18 protein-coding genes are annotated in these 18,254 nt (G+C 71.9%); 11 read left to right on the top strand and 7 right to left on the bottom strand.

Going from position 1 to position 18,254, the window contains the following annotated elements:
* The first annotated feature begins 155 nt into the window (after nucleotides 1–155).
* Nucleotides 156–1,190: a hypothetical protein gene (locus tag DEI89_RS04390; RefSeq protein WP_110902834.1), complete on the top strand. Its 1,035-nt coding sequence runs from the start codon at nucleotides 156–158 to the stop codon at nucleotides 1,188–1,190.
* On the opposite strand, the gene DEI89_RS04385 is transcribed toward DEI89_RS04390, so the two are convergent.
* On the bottom strand, nucleotides 1,114–1,818 hold the full coding sequence (locus DEI89_RS04385; protein WP_110902833.1) for an NAD(P)-dependent oxidoreductase: 705 nt from the start codon (nucleotides 1,816–1,818) through the stop codon (nucleotides 1,114–1,116). The two genes, DEI89_RS04390 and DEI89_RS04385, sit on opposite strands and share 77 nt — an antisense overlap.
* Nucleotides 1,818–2,894, bottom strand: coding sequence for a zinc-binding alcohol dehydrogenase family protein (locus DEI89_RS04380; protein WP_110902832.1), 1,077 nt, complete (start codon nucleotides 2,892–2,894; stop codon nucleotides 1,818–1,820). The genes DEI89_RS04385 and DEI89_RS04380 overlap by 1 nt, the downstream gene beginning before the upstream one ends.
* Before the next feature lie 92 nt (nucleotides 2,895–2,986).
* Between DEI89_RS04380 and DEI89_RS04375 the strand changes: the two genes are divergently transcribed.
* The 9 genes from DEI89_RS04375 (at nucleotide 2,987) to DEI89_RS04335 (ending at nucleotide 13,750) form a co-directional block, all read left to right on the top strand.
* On the top strand, nucleotides 2,987–3,553 hold the full coding sequence (locus DEI89_RS04375) for a TetR/AcrR family transcriptional regulator (protein ID WP_181421490.1): 567 nt from the start codon (nucleotides 2,987–2,989) through the stop codon (nucleotides 3,551–3,553).
* A 39-nt stretch (nucleotides 3,554–3,592) separates the two neighbouring features.
* Nucleotides 3,593–4,630, top strand: a complete 1,038-nt coding sequence (locus DEI89_RS04370; RefSeq protein WP_110902830.1) for a zinc-binding dehydrogenase — start codon at nucleotides 3,593–3,595, stop codon at nucleotides 4,628–4,630.
* A gap of 155 nt (nucleotides 4,631–4,785) precedes the next feature.
* Nucleotides 4,786–5,382, top strand: coding sequence for a hypothetical protein (locus DEI89_RS04365; RefSeq protein ID WP_146236674.1), 597 nt, complete (start codon nucleotides 4,786–4,788; stop codon nucleotides 5,380–5,382).
* A 29-nt stretch (nucleotides 5,383–5,411) separates the two neighbouring features.
* A complete protein-coding gene (locus tag DEI89_RS04360) occupies nucleotides 5,412–6,122 on the top strand; it encodes a GntR family transcriptional regulator (protein ID WP_110902828.1) in 711 nt (236 codons plus the stop codon).
* Nucleotides 6,119–7,159, top strand: coding sequence for an ADP-ribosylglycohydrolase family protein (locus DEI89_RS04355; protein ID WP_110902827.1), 1,041 nt, complete (start codon nucleotides 6,119–6,121; stop codon nucleotides 7,157–7,159). The genes DEI89_RS04360 and DEI89_RS04355 overlap by 4 nt, the downstream gene beginning before the upstream one ends.
* A gap of 90 nt (nucleotides 7,160–7,249) precedes the next feature.
* Nucleotides 7,250–8,758, top strand: coding sequence for a cytosine permease (locus DEI89_RS04350; RefSeq protein WP_110902826.1), 1,509 nt, complete (start codon nucleotides 7,250–7,252; stop codon nucleotides 8,756–8,758).
* On the top strand, nucleotides 8,755–9,675 hold the full coding sequence (locus DEI89_RS04345; protein WP_110902825.1) for a PfkB family carbohydrate kinase: 921 nt from the start codon (nucleotides 8,755–8,757) through the stop codon (nucleotides 9,673–9,675). The genes DEI89_RS04350 and DEI89_RS04345 overlap by 4 nt, the downstream gene beginning before the upstream one ends.
* 81 nt (nucleotides 9,676–9,756) lie before the next feature.
* A complete protein-coding gene (locus DEI89_RS04340) occupies nucleotides 9,757–10,041 on the top strand; it encodes a hypothetical protein (protein ID WP_110902824.1) in 285 nt (94 codons plus the stop codon).
* A 163-nt stretch (nucleotides 10,042–10,204) separates the two neighbouring features.
* Entirely contained in the window at nucleotides 10,205–13,750 is a 3,546-nt protein-coding gene (locus DEI89_RS04335; RefSeq protein WP_110902823.1) for an Ig-like domain-containing protein, read from the top strand.
* 99 nt (nucleotides 13,751–13,849) lie between these two features.
* Here DEI89_RS04335 and DEI89_RS04330 read toward each other — a convergent pair whose 3' ends face one another.
* The 5 genes from DEI89_RS04330 to DEI89_RS04310 form a co-directional block, all read right to left on the bottom strand.
* Nucleotides 13,850–14,248: a hypothetical protein gene (locus DEI89_RS04330; protein WP_110902822.1), complete on the bottom strand. Its 399-nt coding sequence runs from the start codon at nucleotides 14,246–14,248 to the stop codon at nucleotides 13,850–13,852.
* 104 nt (nucleotides 14,249–14,352) lie between these two features.
* Nucleotides 14,353–14,712, bottom strand: a complete 360-nt coding sequence (locus DEI89_RS04325; protein WP_146236673.1) for a hypothetical protein — start codon at nucleotides 14,710–14,712, stop codon at nucleotides 14,353–14,355.
* 116 nt (nucleotides 14,713–14,828) lie between these two features.
* A complete protein-coding gene (locus DEI89_RS04320; protein WP_110902820.1) occupies nucleotides 14,829–15,029 on the bottom strand; it encodes a hypothetical protein in 201 nt (66 codons plus the stop codon).
* Complete coding sequence (locus tag DEI89_RS04315) at nucleotides 15,026–15,532, bottom strand: hypothetical protein (protein WP_110902819.1); 507 nt, start codon at nucleotides 15,530–15,532, stop codon at nucleotides 15,026–15,028. The genes DEI89_RS04320 and DEI89_RS04315 overlap by 4 nt, the downstream gene beginning before the upstream one ends.
* A gap of 2 nt (nucleotides 15,533–15,534) precedes the next feature.
* Nucleotides 15,535–17,493, bottom strand: coding sequence for an alpha/beta hydrolase (locus tag DEI89_RS04310; protein ID WP_110902818.1), 1,959 nt, complete (start codon nucleotides 17,491–17,493; stop codon nucleotides 15,535–15,537).
* 173 nt (nucleotides 17,494–17,666) lie between these two features.
* Between DEI89_RS04310 and DEI89_RS04305 the strand changes: the two genes are divergently transcribed.
* Complete coding sequence (locus DEI89_RS04305; RefSeq protein ID WP_181421489.1) at nucleotides 17,667–18,188, top strand: hypothetical protein; 522 nt, start codon at nucleotides 17,667–17,669, stop codon at nucleotides 18,186–18,188.
* Nucleotides 18,189–18,254 lie beyond the last annotated feature (66 nt).

Below are 18,254 nucleotides of genomic sequence, written 5' to 3'. Positions count from 1 at the left end.
TGCGACGACGTTCCCAGGGAGCACTGGAGAAGTCTTCACGACACGCTGCGGGAGCGCTCAGGGCAGGATCAGCACCTCGTCAGCACCTCGTCAGCACCGGGGACGCCGGTGGCACTGAGCCGGTCCTGGGAACCGCGGCCGGTACCGTGGTCCGCATGTCCACGGGGGAACAGCACGACCACACGTCCGCGTCCACGCGAGCCGGGTCCACGCGAGACAAGGGCTCGGGGGCCGGAGCCACGCTCGGCCTCGGTGCCGCCGTCGGCATCGTCGGGGCGGTCCTCGGCCTGCTGCCGTGGATCGTCACCGGCATGCACCTCCCGCTGCAGAACCTGTGGGAGGCGTCGATCGCCGACGCGCGGGACATGCCGATCGCGTTCCTGCCGTTCAACCAGTACTTCGTCACCTTCCTGGCCGCCCTGCTGCTGACCGGCGCCGGCGTGGTCGGCGTCACGGCCCGTCGACTCCGACCCCGACTGGGACGCCCCGGGGTGTTCGCGGCCTTCGGCGCGCTGCTGCTCGTGCACGTGGTCGCGTTGGTGCAGACCACGGTCGTCACGACGGCCGGGCTCGGCATGGACAGCACCGTCGGGACGGGAGGCGCGATCAGCGCCTCCGAGATCTCCGTCGTCGCCCTCGTGGTCGGCTCCGCCCTCACCGTCCTGCTCGGGGCCGGGCTCGTGCTGCTCCTCGCGCTCGCACCGGACGGCGTCGCGGTGGTCGCGCTCGCCCTCGTGGCGGTGGCGCTCGCCGAGTGGCTGCGGGGATTCGTGCTGCCGCCGGCGACCCTCTCGACCGGACTGCAGAGCACGATCGCCGGGTGGGCGTGGTGGGTCGCGCCGGTCGTGGTCGGGCTCGGCATCGCGGTGACCGGTGTCCGTTCCGCCGGCCGGGTGGTCGGGGTGCTCGTCGCGCTCGTCGTGCTGCTCGTCGGGCCGGCACTGCTCACCGCCGTCGACGGTGCGGCGGGGATGCGGGTGTTGGCCCCGTACCCCCTCGAGCTCGTCGCGTTCGGGTCGGGCCTCTTCGGCGATGTGCTCGGACGCGGACTGGCGGCGGTCGTCCTCGCGGCGGTCATCGGCTGGGTGGGGATCGCCCTGCTGCGACGGCGTCCTACCGGCCGGCGGTCCACCGGTCTGCGCGCTTCCGACCCGCCGTCTTCCGACCCGCCGTCTTCCGGTACGCGCTGAGGCTCGTCGTGTGCACCGCCGACGGGTCGGCGAGCAACCGCAGGTCGTAGGTGGCGCAGTCCCCGAACGTCCCGATGCCCGGCGTCCCCTCGGTCGGCTCGAGCACGCCCTTCGAGGGGCCGTCCGACCCGATGCCGGCGCGGTGCACCATCCACTCGAGGTCCATCGCCTCGTCGGCCAGGTACCGCATCACCGCCTCGTTGTCCCGGTGCTGGCCGTCGTAGCTGCGGGCGATCGTGTTCCGGATCACCCAGAGCACGGGCGTCAACCGACCGTGCGGCGGCGCACTGAGCGCACCCGCCTGGTACAGGAACCGGCGGACCCCGGTCCGGCGCATCGCGGGCACCAGGCGTCGGACGAACGCCGTGTTCACCATCGCCGTCCGCTGCGCCTGCACGTCACCGAGCAGCGAGACCACCGAGTCGACACCGTCGAGCAGTCCGTCGAAGTCCAGGTCGTCGGTCACCGACCCCTGCCGCACGTCGAGTCCGGCACGCGGGGGACCGGCCTTGGCGGGCGTCCGGGCGAGGACGCGGACGCGGTGTCCGGCCGCGAGGGCGAGGTCGGTGAGGTGGCGGCCGGTCTGTCCGGTCCCGCCGAACACCAGGATCGTGCGCTGCGACTCCATCAGGCGTCCATCCCGACGACGATCTTGGTCGCCGAGACGCCGTCCCGGAGGGTCTGCAGAGCGGTGGGGAGGGCCTCCAGTCCGTGGCCGACGACCGTCGGCTCGGGCGCCGGACGGAACCGTCCGTCGGCGAGAGCCACAGGCAGGAAGTCGCGGAACACCGCCGGCCCGACCGGCGAGACGACGGGGGTGCCACCCCAGATCGCGGTGACGTGCATGCCGCGGATCCGCTCGATGCGCGAGCGCACCGCGGTCGCCGGGTCGGGGTAGGCGGACGCGATCCGCTTCGTGCCGGGAACGGGGCGGGCGATGCGCAGGGCGTGCCCGAGCGAGCCCTTCCCGATCGCGACGGTGCCGGCCAGTCGCCGTCCGCCGAGGGCTGCGACGACCTGGCGGTCGACGTCGGCGTCGCGGTAGTCGACGACGGTCTCGGCACCCAGGGAGCGGACCAGGTCGTGGTTCGCCCGTCCGGCCGTCGCGACCACCGTGTAGCCGCTCGCCCGGGCGAGTTGGACGGCGTTCATCCCGACACTGGTCGACGCGCCCCAGACCAGGACGACCTCGTCGACACGGGACGCCCCGACCGTGGGGAGCGGCAGGCCGAGCTGGTCCGTCTCGTACAGGCCGGCGGCGGCCGTCGCGAGCGCCAGCGGCAGGACCGCGGCACGTTCGAAGGCCACGTCGGCCGGGAGGCGCGTGGTGACGCGCTCGAGGACCGTCACGTACCGCTGGAACCCGCCTTCCGAGGCGCGGTTCCGCGCTCGCTCCTGCCCGGCGGCGAACGCGGTCACCCGGTCGCCGGGCTGGACGTCCGTGACGTCCGGGCCGACCGCGACGACCTCGCCGGCGACGTCGCTGCCCAGGACGGTCGGGAACCGGACCCACGGCGAGACGAGTCGGCGGAGCGGCCCGGTGATGGCGTCGACGGGGTTCACCGCGATCGCACGGACCTGGATGACGACCTCACCGGCACCGGGGGTGGGCATCGGGGTCGGGCGCACCTCGAAGGGTCCGCGCGGGCCGAGGAGCCAGAGGGCTTCGTTCGTCGGGGTGTCGGTGGGATCGGGGGTGGACATGCGAGCTCCTCGCTCTCGGGCGTCAGCGATGATGACACGTGATGTCATCGTATCCCCTCATGGCACGACGTGTCATCGGGTACGATCGACCGATGCGATGGGCTCCGGATGCACGAGGTCGACTCGAGCGCGCGGCCTTCGAGCTCTTCGCCGAGCAGGGCTTCGCCGCGACGACCGTGCCGCAGATCACCGCACGCGCCGGCCTGACCACCCGGACCTTCTTCCGGCACTTCGCCGACAAGCGCGAGGTCGTCTTCGCCGGCGACGAGATCCCCACGAACGCCGCACGACTCATCGCCGACGCCCCCACCGACCTCGAGCCCATGCAGGTCATCCGCAGTGTGCTGCACCAGGTCGCCGCCGCACGGTTCGACGGCAACCACGAGCAGACCGCCGCCTGGCGCCGGATCGTCGAGGGGAACGACGAACTCCGCGACCGGGACGCCCGCAAGCGATCCGACCTGGTCCGCGCTGCCCGGGGCGCATTCGTCGAACGGGGGGAGACCCCGCTGCGGGCCACAGTCCTGGCCGAGGTCGGCGTGCTCGTGTTCCAGGTCGCGCTCGAGACCTGGGCCGAGGACGACGCTGCCGCTGCCCGACCGATGTCCGCCGTGATCGACGAGGTCCTCGCCTCACTGCCCCTCGCCGGCCGGCGCTGACTGCCCGGCGCTGACTGCCCGGGTGGCAGGATCGGGCTCATGCGCGCCGTCACCTTCGACTCCTTCTCCGCGACGCCCGTCGTCACCGACGTCCCGAAACCCGCGTGCCCACCGCACGCGGCCGTCGTCCGCGTCGCCGCCACCGGCGTCTGCCGCAGCGACTGGCACGCCTGGCACGGCCACGACGACACCGTCGCGCTGCCGCACGTCCCCGGGCACGAGTTCGTCGGCGTCGTCGAGCGGGTCGGCGACCAGGTCCGGCAGTGGCAGCCCGGCACACGTGTGACCGCACCGTTCGTCAACGCGTGCGGCACCTGCCCCACGTGCGTCGCCGGCCGTCAGAGCATCTGCCCGAACCAGACCCAGCCCGGCTTCGACCGCCCCGGCTCGTTCGCGGAACAGGTCGTCGTGCACCACGCCGACACGAACCTGGTCGCCGTGCCGGACGCCATCGACGACCCCACGGCCGCGGGACTCGGCTGCCGGTTCGCCACCGCCTACCGAGCCGTGGTGAGTCGCGGCCGCACGGCACCCGGGGAACACGTGGTCGTGTTCGGCTGCGGGGGAGTCGGGCTCTCGGCGATCGTCGTGGCGGTCTCGCGCGGTGCCCGGGTCGTCGCGGTCGACGTCTCCGCCGAGGCGCTCGCCCTCGCTCGTTCCCTCGGTGCCACCACCACGGTCGACGCGCGGACCGACGACGTCGACGAACAGATCCGGGCCGCGACGGACGGCGGTGCGCACGTCGTCGTCGAGGCCCTCGGCCGTGCGTCCCTCGTCCGCCAGGGCATCGCCGCGCTCCGCCCGGGTGGTCGGCACGTGCAGGTCGGACTGCTCGCGGGCGAGGACGCCACCCCGCACGTCGACCTGGGCCGGGTCATCGCGCTCGAGCTCGAACTGCTCGGCAGTCACGGCATGTCCGCCCACGAGTACCCGGCGATGCTCGCCGAGATCGCCGACGGGCGGCTCGACCCGTCAGGGTTGGTCGGCCGGACCATCTCCCTCGACGAGGCGCCGGCGGCGCTCGCCGCGATGGACCGGCCGGCGACGTCGGCGGGTACGACGGTGGTCGTGCTGTGATCGCGGCCGACCGCGGGATCGCCGGCGCAGTCCGGGTCAGCCGCGGCGGACCGCGTCGCCGTCACGTTCTCGGAACTGCGCTGGCCGCCGCCGTGGTCGTGCTGCTCACCGGATGTGCCGACGGCTCGCCCTCCTCCGGGGGAAGCGAGCACGGCGTGAGCCACCGAGGCCCCGCACCCACTGCCCGGTCGTACGAGGACGGCGTCGAGACCTGGGACCTGACGGTGCCGCCCTCGGTCGAGGCGTTCGGGATCGACACGGACGTCCCGGAGGGCGCGCGGACCCGCGTCGGTGCGTACGGCTCGGAGGCAGCCGGGGGACGTCCGGTCCGGTTCCTGCTCCCCGGCGGCAAGCAGGTCCGGGTACAGGCGACCCAGGTGGTCTTCGACGCCCTCGACAACGCGCAGGAGATGCAGGACGCGTCGGGCGAGGTGATCCTGCCGAAGGGACGGCTGTTCCACCTCCGTGTCAACACCGTGCCGGTGGCGGGCGCGAAGGCCGGTGTCGACGGGTACCGTGACGTCCTCCGGCAGCTCGACCTGCCGGACACGTCCGTCGGCGAGCTCGAGGAGGAGATCGCATCGGCCGGCTCGGTCGACCCGGTGGATGCGTCGCAGCGGGTCGGCGTCGAAGCCGACGTGCCGAAGACGGGCGGGCTGGACTTCGGCCCCAGCACGTCGTTCCGGCCGAACGACGATCCGCTGCTGTTCACGCTCCGGTTGAACGCAGCGTGGAACCCCGAGTCGAACTGAACAGGTCTTGTACATGTAGTCTGCTGTTCATGCCCGTCTCACCGAAGCGACGCCTCGTCGCCGACGCCCTCCGCGACGCGATCGCGACGGGCCGGTACGCGCCGGGTCAACGCCTGCCCGGCGAACACGACCTGGCCGAACGCTTCGCCGTCAGCCGTGGGACCGTGCGGGCCGCGCTCGCCGACCTGGCCGACGAGGAGTACATCGCCATCCACGGCGGCATCGGCTCGATCGTCACCTTCGACGGCGCCGCGCTCGACCCCCGCAGCGGCTGGGCCCGTTCGCTCGCTGCCACCGGCACCGAGATCGCCGTCCGAGTCCTGCGCATCGAGCGCGTCAGCCGCCCCGGGCAGGCCGCCGAGCTCGGGCTCGACGACCCCGACTTCATCGCGGTCGACCGCGTCCGCCACGTGGTCGGTGGACCGGACGTCTCGCTCGAGCGCAGCCTGGTCCCGCCGTTCGGGAGGCTCGCCAGCGCCGTCGACGACGGTCTCGTCGACGACTCGCTCACCGCCACCATCGCGAGCGCCGGGCTGGTGCCCGCGCTCGCCGAGCAGTGGGTCGACGTGCAGCCGCTCACCGCGGAGGAAGCGGCTTCCCTCCACAGGGCGGTCGGGGAGCCGTTCCTCCACAGCCGACGGGTCTCCCGCACGGCCGACGGCAGGTTCGTGGAGGCTGTCGACAGCCTGCTCGACCCGAGCCGGTTCCGCCTGCACATGAAGTTCGGGAGCGCGTCATGACGACCACCACCACCGCCGAGTACGAGCACGCGCTCGCGGCCTTCCGTGGGCTGGCGATCGGGGACGCCCTCGGCATGCCCACGCAGTCGATGTCCCTCGACCAGATCCGCGCCGACCACGGGGTGATCGACGGGTTCGTCGACGCCGGTCCCCACCAGCGGATCGCACACGGCATGCCCGCGGCGAGCATCACCGACGACACCGAGCAGGCCGTCCTCGTGGCGCAGCTGCTCGTGCAGGGCGGCGGACGACTCGACCCGGTCGACTTCGCCGAGGCCCTCATCGCCTGGGAACGGACGATGGCGGCGAAGGGCTCGCTCGACCTCCTCGGACCGAGCACCAAGACGGCCGTGCAGCGGATCCTCGACGGGGTCCCCGCTTCCGAAGCCGGCTCGACCGGCACCACGAACGGGGCGGCCATGCGGATCACCCCGGTCGGCATCGCCACACCGCTCTCCGGGCGTGGGGAAACCGGCACGGAAGGTGTCACGGCTCTCGTCGACGCTGTCCAGGACGCCTCGCGCGTCACCCACGACACCGGACTCGGCATCGCCGGTGCCAGCGCGATCGCCGCGGCGGTCTCCGCCGGCATCGACGGTGCCACACGGTACGAGGCACTCGACGTGGCGATCGCCGCGGCCCGGATCGGTGCGACGCGGGGACACTGGGTCGCCGGTGCCTCGATCGCCGAGCGCACCGAGTGGGCCCGCAGGCACCTCGCCACCGTGCCGGCAGACCAGCGGATCGACGTCGTCTCCGGGCTCATCGGCACGAGTGTGTCGTCCCAGGAGTCCGTCGTCGCAGCGCTCGCCCTCGTCGCCCTCGACCTCGACCCCTGGCAGACCGTCTGCACGGCGGCGAGCATCGGCGGCGACACGGACACCATCGCCGCCATGGCCGGAGCCGTCCTCGGCGCCGTGCACGGAGCAGCGTCGTGGTCCGACGACGCCGTGCACCGTGTCGAGACCGTCAACGACCTGCACCTCGACGAGCTCACCGAGCAGCTCCTCGCCCTCCGCGCCGCCGCCCCCCGGTAGCGCCCTCCAGACCGCCGGGCGGTGGTGTTCCCCCCTTCACCGCCGCCCGGCCCCACCCCTCGCACCCTTCCGACGACGTAAGAGGACCTGATGACCACGACCCCCACGGACTCCGGCACCAAGTCCGGCACGCTGACCACGATCGAGCAGCGCGGCATCGAGCCCGTCCCCGTCGCGGAACGGACCGGCACACCCGGTGCGCTGTTCTGGGTCTGGTTCGCCGCGAACATCTCGATCCTCGGGCTGCCCCTCGGCGCCACCCTCGTCGCGTTCCAGGGCCTGACCGTCTGGCAGGCGCTGCTCGTCGCCGTCATCGGAGCCGCCGGGTCGTTCGCGGTCGTCGGGGTCATCTCGATCGCCGGTCGTCGTGGTGGGGCTCCCGGCCTGACCCTGAGCCGCGCCGTCTTCGGCGTCCGTGGCAACATCGGACCGACCGCGGTCTCGCTCCTCAGTCGCCTGGGATGGGAGACCGTGAACACCACCACGGCCGCGTTCGTCCTGCTCTCGTTGTTCACGATCCTGTTCGGGACCGACGGCGGCTCGAAGGCCCACCCGGTCGTCACCGTCGTCGCGATCCTGCTGTTCGTCGCCGCGACGGTGCTCATCTCCGGCCTCGGCCACGCGTTCATCGTCGCCGTGCAGAAGTGGGCGACGTGGGTCTTCGGCGCCCTCAACGTCTTCGTCGCGGTGTTCCTGGTCGCACGCATCGACTGGGACGTCGTCGGTGCGCAGCCGGCCGGACCCATCGCCGCCATGGTGATCGGCGTCGGCACCATCGCCGCCGGCACGGGCATCGGCTGGGCGACCGCCGGCGCCGACATCGCCCGCTACACGCGTACCAGCGTCCGCGCCGGCAAGCTCGTCGCCGCCAGCGCCGCGGGTGCCGGCATCCCCCTCGTCGTCCTGGTCGGGCTCGGCTCCCTGGTGTCCGCCGGTGACCCGACACTCGCCCAGGCCGGTGACCCGGTCGCCGCGATCCGCGACATGCTGCCCAGCTGGATGGCGGTGCCCTACCTGATCGCCGCGTTCGGTGGGCTGCTGCTGTCGAACCACCTGTCGGTGTACTCGGCGAGCCTCACCACGCTGACCCTCGGCGTGAAGGTCCCGCGGGTGTGGGCCGTCGCGGTCGACGTCGTCATCACCACGCTCGGTGCCATGTACTTCATGCTGGTCGCCGACGGCTTCTACGCCCCCTTCATCACGTTCATCTCGGTGCTCGCCGTCCCGATCACCGCCTGGCTCGGTGTCTTCATCGCCGACATGGTCCGCCGGACCTGGTACGACCCGGCCGCGCTGCTCGACCTGCGCCGCGGTGGCCGCTACTGGTACGCGGGCGGCATCGCCTGGCGTGCCGTGACCGCCTGGGTCGTCGCGATCGTCGTCGGCTTCCTGTTCACCAACGTCCAGGTGGGCGACGCCGACCCGGTCTTCGTCGGCGCGTTCTCGGACACGTGGATCGGTGCGAACGGCCTCGGCTGGGTCGTCACCTTCATCGTCGCCGCGGCGGTCTACCTGCTCACCGGCGGCCCGCGCGGGACCCTGCACGAGCAGCCCGACCAGTCCGCGCCGCTCCCGCGCACCGAGCACACCGTCCGATGAGCCGCCTCGTCTCGGTCGGCAACGTCATCGTCGACATCGTCATGCGCATCGGCGAACTGCCCGAGCCCGGTGGCGACGTGATCGCCGACGGCTCCGAGATCACGGCCGGCGGTGGCCTCAACACCATGGTCGCCGCCCGCCGCGACGGCATGGACGTCGTCTTCGCCGGGCAGTACGGCACCGGACCCTTCGGCGACGTCGTCCGCCGCGCCCTGACCGACTCCGGTGTCACCGTCGTGCAGCCCGGTCTCCCCGACGTCGACAGCGGCTACTGCGTGGCCCTCGTCGACGCCACCACTGAGCGCACCTTCGTCACGAGCGTCGGCGCGGAAGGGCAGCTCACGCGCGCCGACCTCGACCGCGTCGCCCTCCGCGCCGACGACGTCGTCTTCGTCTCCGGCTACGGCCTGGCGCACGCGGTCAACGGCGCGGCCATCACGGGCTGGCTCGGCACGGTGCCCTCGTCCGTCCGCGTCGTGTTCGACCCGTCACCCCTCGTCGACACCCTGCCGGCCGCCGTCCTGGCCGCCGTGTCCGCACGCTCCGACGTGGTCAGCGCCAACAGCCGGGAGGCCCGTCTGCTGTCCCCGACGTCGGCCACCCTCGCGGAGGCGACCGCGGCCATCGCCGCGGCCGCGCGGGGCACCGCCCTCGTCCGGGACGGCGCCGACGGCTGCTGGGTCGTCGAGTCCGGCGGCGAACCGGTCCTGGTCCCCGGGTTCCCCGTCGTCGCGGTCGACACCAACGGGGCGGGAGACGCACACGACGGCGTACTGGCGGCGGCGCTGGGACGTGGGGCGGGCCTCCAGGACGCCGTCCGACGGGCCAACGCGGCGGCGGCACTCGCGGTGACCCGCACCGGACCGGCGACCGCGCCGACGGCGGAGGAGACGGACGCGCTGCTCGCTGCGGGGTGAACGGTGCGCGGTGGTGCGAGCGACTGGTTGCACTTCCGGACTCCCGGCGGGCGGCATAGTGTGCACGCAGGGAGGGACACCATGGATGAGCGGACCGAGCGCAGCCGGTACACCCAGCTGCCCCCGACCGTGGACCCGGCCGCCTTCGTGGTCGAGGTCCCGGCGTTCGAGGACGACCGACCGGCTCCTCCGCCGATACCGCCCGCTGCGGCGCCGGAACTCGTCGCGGCCACGGAGTTCGCCCGCGGCGCCGGCGGACCCCGGACGATCCGACGCCCGCAGATCCCGGCCGCATTGCTGATCGCCGGCGTGCCGATCGGGATCGTCGTCGTCATCGCGACCGTCCAGGTGCTGTTCACGCGCTGATCGCGGACCACCCGTCCGGACCGCTCGCTGCGCTCTGCGGACCAGGCATGCCGCCGGTGTTTCCTGCCCGTCAAGTGTTGGTTACGACCCCGTTTCCGATGCTCGGCAGACGCTGAGTTCCCTCGAAGCTTCCTCATGAGAAACCCTTCACACGAGGAGCCCCTTGCCCAGAACCCGTTCCCGGAGTCGGCTCGCTGCACTGGCGATCACCGCCACGCTGACTCCCGCCCTCGCCCTGACCGCAGTCCCTGCGTTCGCGGCACCGACCCCTGATCCCGTCGTTGCATCCGGCAGCGACTGGGACGTCACCACCACCCCCGGCGGGTACCTGGTGTCCCTCGACCTCGACGAGCCCCTGCCGATGGTCGACGACGCCCCCACGCTCGTCGTCGACGGTGAGCCGGTGGGTCTCGCGACCGAGTCCGCCGACGGCCGCACCCTCCAGGTCCTCACGGCCGACCGGTCCGTTGCCGACGCGACCGACGTCAGCAAGGCCTGGTCGAGCGGTGACGAGGACAAGGCCGCGGAGACGACGACGGCCCCGGTCACGCCGCCCGTCCCCGAGAACCGGACACTCAAGCGGCAGATGAAGTCGCTCGCGACGGCCGCTGCCGTCGAGGACCCGTCGACCGCGGGCGCCTACTCCGTGACGGAGGCGGAGTACGACTTCGGCGACCAGGCGATCCCGCTCGCGGCGATCGGCGGCATCCGGGGTGAGCTCACCGGGAAGATGTACCTGACGAGCGCCGCCGGTGCGCGCCCGACCGTCGTGCTGCTGCACGGCCGCCACACCTCGTGCGCCGGCACCGGTGCGAACCCGCTGCGCTGGCCCTGTGGCCCGACGCAGTCGAACGTCCGCTCGTACCTCGGGTACGAGGGCACGGCCCGGGCGCTCGCGACCCGCGGCTACAACGTCGTCTCCATCGCGGCGAACGCCGTGAACTCGAACGACAACCAACTCGCGCTCGACTACGGCGCCGAGGCCCGCGGCCAGCTCATCCTCGACACGCTGGGGATGCTCGGCAAGGCCGATGCCGGAACGGCCGTCTCCTACGACGACGTCACGACGGCGACCGACGCCACCCCGAGCACCACGACCACCCGCACCCTCGACGACGCCCTCGTCCGCGCGACCATCCGCGCCGACCAGCCGGCCGCCGCTTCCGGTCTCACCGCAGCGTCCCTGAAGGGCCGGTTCGACCTGAGCCACGTCGGCATCATGGGCCACTCCCGCGGCGGTGAGGGCGTGGTCTCGGCCGCCACCCTCAACCAGGCGCTCCCGAAGCCGTACGGGATCGAGGCGGTCCTGCCGCTCGCACCCGTCGACTTCGGCCGCATGACGCTGCCCGACGTCCCGACCGCCGTCTTCCTGCCCTACTGCGACGGCGACGTGTCGAACCAGCAGGGGCAGCACTTCATCGACGACTCCCGCCACGCCTTCGGCGACCAGGTCCTCCGGTCCGCCGTGTGGGTGATGGGCGCGAACCACAACTTCTTCAACACCGTGTGGACCCCGGGCCTGTACCCGGCGGCCACGGGCGACGACTGGCGGACGAGCGACACCACGTCCACCTGCTCGACGACCAACCCGACCCGCCTCACCGCGGCGCAGCAGTACCAGGTCGGCGTCAGCTACATGACCGGCTTCTTCCGCCTGACCATGGGCGGCGAGACGCAGTTCCAGTCGATGTTCGACGGATCGGTCAAGCCCGCCACCACCGCGACGCCGTTCGCGGACGTCCGGACCATGGCGACGCAGCCCACCGGGAAGACCCAGCTCGTCACCGACTTCACGACGTCCAGCTCGCTCGTCCGCACGGTCGGTGGCGCGACGGCCGCGGTCTGCACCAACCTGACCGGTCGCACGCTGCCGCAGTCGAACCCGTTCTGCGCCACGACGAAGGCCTCCGCACAGGTCCCGCACTGGACGCCGGGCTCGTTCGCGCCGAACGTCCCGACGTTCCCCACCACCCGCTTCCTCTGGACGGGTGCCTCGACGACGGACCCCGCGGTGCCGAGCACCGGTGAACTCCGTGTGTCCGTCCCCGCCTCCGCGCGCAACGTCACCGGCAGCACACAGATGACGCTGAAGACCGCACCCGACGAGGCCGTGCCCACCGGCACCGACTTCCGGGTCACGGTCCTGGACGGCTCCGGAGGCAGCTGGTCGACCGCCGCATCGGCGATCAACCCGCTCGCCGTCAACCGGATGCCGGGCGGCACGAACACCACGCTCAACAAGATCGTGCTGCAGCAGCTCACGATCCCCACGGCTTCGATGACGGGCGTCGACCTGACGGACGTCCGCGAGGTGCGCTTCACCGCGGGTGTCGGCGCGGACGGCACCGGGACCGGTGGCGTGTACCTGTCCGACCTCGCCTTCGACACCCCGAGCGTCGGCACCGCCGTCGCGGCGACCCGCACCACCGTCAACGTCGCCCCGACCACGGTCGAGGAGGGTGACGGCCCGGGCACCGCCGACGTCGCCGTCTACCTGTCCCGCGCCTCCGACCGGCCGGTCACCGGCTACGTCAGCGTGCTCGGCTCCGCCACCGGGTCGGTCGGTGTCGGCATGGAGCGCGTGACCTTCGCGCCCGGCGAGACCTGCCAGGCCGTCACCGTCCCGACCGCGGGCAACACCGCGGTCTCCGCGACGCCGAGCTCGGCGTTCAAGGTGAGCGTCACGAACACCCGGAACGCGGTCATGGGCGCCACGGCGTTCACGAACCTGACGGTCCGCGAGGACGACGGTGTCACGGCACCGGCGACCGAGCTGCCGCCCGTCGGCGCGCAGGGCGACGTCTGCGCCGAACGCGCCGCCGCGGTCACCCCGGTGACCCTCGGTACGTCCGCCGACACCGTCGCACCCGGCGGATCGGTCGAGCTCACCGGTACCGGCTTCCGCGGCGGTGAGACCGTGACCTTCCGCTCCGGCACGACGGTCACCGACACGGTGGTCGCCGACAGCGCCGGCACGGCCAGCTCGACCCTGCGGATCGCGGAGGACGCCGACCTCGGTGCACTCGCCGTGTCCGCCGAGGGCGCCGGTTCCGGCCGGGAGGCCCAGGCCACCCTCGCGGTCCTCGCACCCACCGAGACGGTCCTGTCCGTCACCCCGGCCGAGCCGGTCGCAGGCGACGAGGTCGTCCTGACCGCCACGGTCACCGGCCGGGACACCGACGGCACCGTCACGTTCCGCGACGGCGAGCCCTCCGCTCGTGCCCGTGCCGCCGCGGCGACACTCGGAACGGCGGAGGTGACGGACGGGGTCGCGACGCTGACCCTGACCGACGGGTTGAGCGCCGGTGACCACACGCTGGTGGCCGCGTTCGGCGCGACCGCCACGGCGGAGGCGTCCACGTCCGACCCGGTGGTCGTCACCGTGGCGGCAGCACCGGTGGTGCCGACGCCGACGCCGACCCCGATGCCGACCCCGGCTCCCTCACCGGGAGCCGGAACGCCGGGAGCGGGAACACCAGGTGGTGGGACGCCGAGCACGCCTGCACCGGGCGGCACCGCAGGGACGCCGACCGGCACCGTCGGCGACCCGGGCTCCGGCTCCGGGCCCGCGGGCGGTGCGGTCACCGAGCGGCCGGGCTCCCTCGCCTGGACCGGGGCCGAGATCGGGTCGGCGGCCCTCGCGGCGCTCCTGCTGCTGACGGCCGGAGTCGGGATCACCGTGGCACGTCGTCGTCGACGGACCGAATGAGGTCGGTGAGCTGATCCGGAGCAGGGCCGTACCCGGGGGGGTGCGGCCCTGCTCGCTGCGGTCAGCGTGGAGTGCCGTGCGGCGTGCCGGACCGGGGCGTCACTCCGTCTGTCGCAGTTCGGCCACGTCGCCGTCGGAGCACGTCGAGACGCCGGTGACGCTGTAGCGCTGCGGGTAGGCGTTGAAGCCCACCGAGGTCACGGGGCCGTCGGCGCCTCGGACACCCGTGAGTGGGTCGGCACCGCCGCTGGCGAAGCGCTCCGTCGTGATCCCCTTGCCCTCCCAAAGCTCCTCGACCATGCGGATGTCCGTTGCCGGCGTGGAGCCGTCGGCGCCCTTCCGCTCGAGTATGTAGACGAAGCGAGCGCCGTCCCTCCCGTCCGGCTGCTCGCACACCTCGGCATCAGGGCCGCGGTAGAGCGCCCAGTCGCCACCGACTGCCTCGGTCGTCTCCTCGACGACGTCGACGACGGTGCTCCTCGCTTGATCGGGAGGCACGACGCGTCCGGGCGGGTCGTTCCCACAAGCGGTGAGTGCGAGTGACGCACCCACGAGGACCAGAGCGACGGTGGTGGTCCTCCTGCTCTGCGATCGAGGCCGGGTCACTCTTCGCGACGCAGTTCCTTGACGTCGCCGTCCGAGCACTTCGAAATGCCGGTCATGGTGTAGCCCTGTGGGTACGCGTCGAAGCCCACCGTGGTGACGGGACCGCCCCTTCCGTTCACGCCGGTCAAGGGGTCCGCGCTCCCGCTCTGGAAGCGCTCGGTCGTGATCCCCTTGCTCCTCCAGAGCCTCTCCACGGTGCGGATGTCCGCAGCCGGCGCAGGACCATCGGCGCCTTCCCGCTCGAGGATGTACACGAAGTGTGCGCCCTCTCCGCCGCCGGGCTGCTCGCAGACCTCAGCAGCGGGACCTCGGTACAGCGTCCACGCACCGCCCACCGCACGGGTCGACTCCTCCACGAGGTCGACGATCGTCTCCTTCGCATCCGACGGATCGGTGGTGTTGCCGCTGCAGCCGCTCACGGTCAGTGCCGTCGTCACGAGGAGCGCAAGGCCGGCACACGTTCGTGTGTGCATCACTCTGGCTGCCGGAGGTCCTTCACGTTCCCGGAGGCTCCGCCGCTGACGAAACGCTCGGTCGTGATCCCCTTGCTCTTCCAGAGCTCTTCGACGGTGGCGATGTCGGTCTCAGGAGCCGAACCGTCCGCCCCGGCCCGCTCGAGGATGTAGACGAAGCGAGCGGGCGCAGGAAGTGCACCGGCTGCTGTGACGGTCACTCCGACTTGCGCAGTTCGCTCACGTTCCCGTCGGCGCACTGGGACACCCCGGTGACGCTGTAGCCCTTCGGGAAGGCGTCGAAGCCGATGGACGTCGTCGGGCCGCCGGAACCGCGGACTCCGAGCAGTGGGTCCGCGCCGCCGCTCTTGTAGTCGGTGACCTCGATCCCATCGCTCTTCCAGAGTGCCTTGATCTTGCCGAGGTCCGCGGTCGGGTCACCGGTCGGTTGGTCGACCCTGTCCATGATGTAGACGTAGCGAGCCTTGTCCTCAGCGCCCTCCCCGCAGGCTTCCACCGACGGACCGCTGTACACCTCCCACTTGCCGCCGATCGCAGCGGTGGAGCGTTCGACGAGGTCGACGATCGACTTCTTGACGGTTGACGGCTTCACGGTGATGCCTCCGGGCGTGCTGCTTCCGCAGCTGGTCAGGGTGAGTGCGGCGGTCACGGCGACGACGGCGATGAAGCCCAGTCGCCCCGCCCGGTGGGTGCTTCGGTTCATCGTCAGGGCGCTCTCATCATCTCGTCGAGGAGTGACTTCTCGAAGTCGGTCAACTCCTTCGGCTCGTACGCGGTCATGCGTTCAGGCTGTCCGGTGGTGGCGTACCCGACGTTCGCGAGCGACTCGGTGTTGAGGTCGAGGTAGCCTTCGCCGTCGGGTGTGCTGACACCGTGGTCCTTCACCCCGCGCATCGTGTCATCGCCCTCGATCCCGTCCGCGCCGAACGCCGTCGCACCGAAGTCGCTCGAGGTGGGGTCGATGTTGTGCACCGGGCTCAGCCGACCCGACGCGGCCCACTGGTCGCCCTTCTCGTCCCCGGGGATCGCCCAGACGTTGCGCGCCTGGCCCGCGTACACGTGGTCGGCGTGGATGTCGTCCGCCGTCGGGATCGAGTTCGGGATCCCAGCGGATCCGATCGTGGTGAACGTGTCGACCTGGACGCCGGGTTGCGTGAGACCGAACGCAGACGTGGTTGACCCGTAGGAGTGCGCAACGACGTTGGTGACGGGCATGTCTCCGGACCGGACCGCATCGAGGCCGCGCACCGACGCAGCGGGGTTGTCGCCGCCCGGCTTCGCGTAGCCGTTGAAGAGCACGCCTGGGTCTGCGCTGCCCGACATCACTGGAACGGGAGGAGCCTCGTACCCCATCCAGGCGATCACCGCTCGGTCGGCCGGGCCCCCCTTGCGTTGCTGGTCGTAGATGTTCTGCGCGGAGTTCGTCCACGAATCCATGCCCGTCGTCGAGGAGCCCATGCCGGGAACCGCCCAGGTGACGTCCTTCGCCGTGTCGAGGTTGCCGATGGACACCGCAGCGAGTGGAGGGACGTCCTCGGTCAGGGTGATCAGGTACCGGTCGCCGTTGTGCTTGTGCTTGTCCAGGGAGTCGTCGATGTTGCGCAGCGCGTCGAGGTTCGTCGACGCCCGACTCCACGCAGCGCCGTTGTCGTAGGCGATCGTCGACTTCAGCGCTTCGACCTCGTCCGCTGCCTCGGTGATCCGAGCCTTCAGCACGACCCGGTTCGCCGTCGAGCGGGCCCAGTAGTCGACACCCTCCAGGTTGCCGAGCTTGCCCAGTACCGGGAGCGGGAGGGACTTCAGGTCCGCTGCGTCCGCCGACGTGTAGCCGAGCTTCGCCCAGAGTGCGGCGACCTCGGCCGGAGTCAGGCCGGGGGCGAACATCTGCTGCATCGCGGGGGGCAGGTCGGCAGCGGCGGACACGTCGAGCGTCGCGTTCGAGAGCGACCCGTGGCCTCCCGCCCGTTCGAACGCGTCGGCGATCCGGTCGGCCCACGCGGAGTCCTCACCGTTCTCCTCGAGCAACCGGTTGAACCCGATGAAGAAGGTCGCGGACGAGATGCGGACCCATCCACAGGAGCCGGTGAAGCCGTGCCAAGCGTTGAGCAAGGTCGTCTGCTTCTCCGCGGTGCTCCGGTCGAGAGCGCGGTAGTCCCTGGCGAAGGACCGCAGGTTGTCGGGATCGGCGGAGCTCTTCCCGCTGGGCGTGCCACCTCCGGTCCGCGTCCGAGCCCGTGCCGAGAACGCGGCCGAGATGCTCGGCGGCGCGATCGGCGTCTCAGACGGCTTGAAGTCGAAGCTCGGCGGCTGTGGCGTCGGGAAGAGGCTCACCGGTGCTTCGGCAGCCTTCCGGTCGCGTTCGTCCTGCCGTACCTGCCAGGCCGCGAGGTCCTCTCGCCGCTCTCGTTCGCGTTTCGCTGCCGCCGTCGCGTCGTTCACCTGGTCGCCCAGGTCGTCGAGTACCGATGCCAACTTCGGGCGGTCGGCTGCCTCGATCCGCGCGGATTCCTCGAAGCGCTTGGCGTACGCGCCGTCGAAGTCGTCGGTGCCGAGCTCGACGGCTGCCCGTCGACCCGCCCCCTGACCGCGGAGCTGCTCAGCGGCAGCGCTCGCCGCACGCACGAGCGCATCGGCTGACGCTTCGTCGTACTGGATGTCCCCCACGAAGTCTTCCCCCTCTGCGCGCCCGCCCCGGGCCCGTTCTTCCGACTGTACCCATCCCGCCGCTCGATGCCCACGGCCGGGCTCGCCGGTGCGGCGCGACGGCTACTGTCGTGGTGGTGCATCGGGGCGCACCGAGGGGAGGCACGGGGATGCAGCACACGACGACGAGCGGCATGACGGGACGAACGTCCGACGCGGTTCGAGTGCGCAGCCGCAGTGTCGTTGCGGAATCGATCGTCGCGCTGACGCTGGTCCTCACCGCCTGTACCGGCGGTGCGGATGTGGAGCCGGCAGACGCGGAGAAGTCGATCGTCAGCATCGTCGACGAGACGACGAGGAGCGTCGGCGGCCACTGGACGGTGTACAGCGAACCGACCGCTGAATCGTGCGCCGAAGCAGCCGACGACGGCCTGACCTACACGTACATCCTCGTGCAGGACGCGCCGCCGACTGATCCGGCGGAGGCTGTCGCCGCGGTCGAGCAGCTGTGGAAGGACAAGGGCATCACGACTCAGCGGTACCAGACGGGAGCCGCGGACCCGATCCTCGGTGTCCGCGGCCGTGGCGGCCCTGTGACCTCGATGGACTTCCTCGCAGACGGCCGCCGCTTCAGCGTCGTCGGTGTCTCGGAGTGCGCCGAGGGCAGCGCGGTCGAAGAGCGGAAACGACGGAGCACGTCGTCTCCGACGCCGTGACCCAACCGGACGCAGCGAGCCGGGGTGCGTCACCCGGGTGACCCGGTTCCGGACGGAAGGCGCGGA

The sequence above is a fragment of the Curtobacterium sp. MCBD17_030 genome (assembly GCF_003224255.1).
GTDB lineage: Bacteria > Actinomycetota > Actinomycetes > Actinomycetales > Microbacteriaceae > Curtobacterium.
Note: the sequence above shows the minus strand (reverse complement) of the source record. Positions and strands in the feature narration are given on the sequence as shown.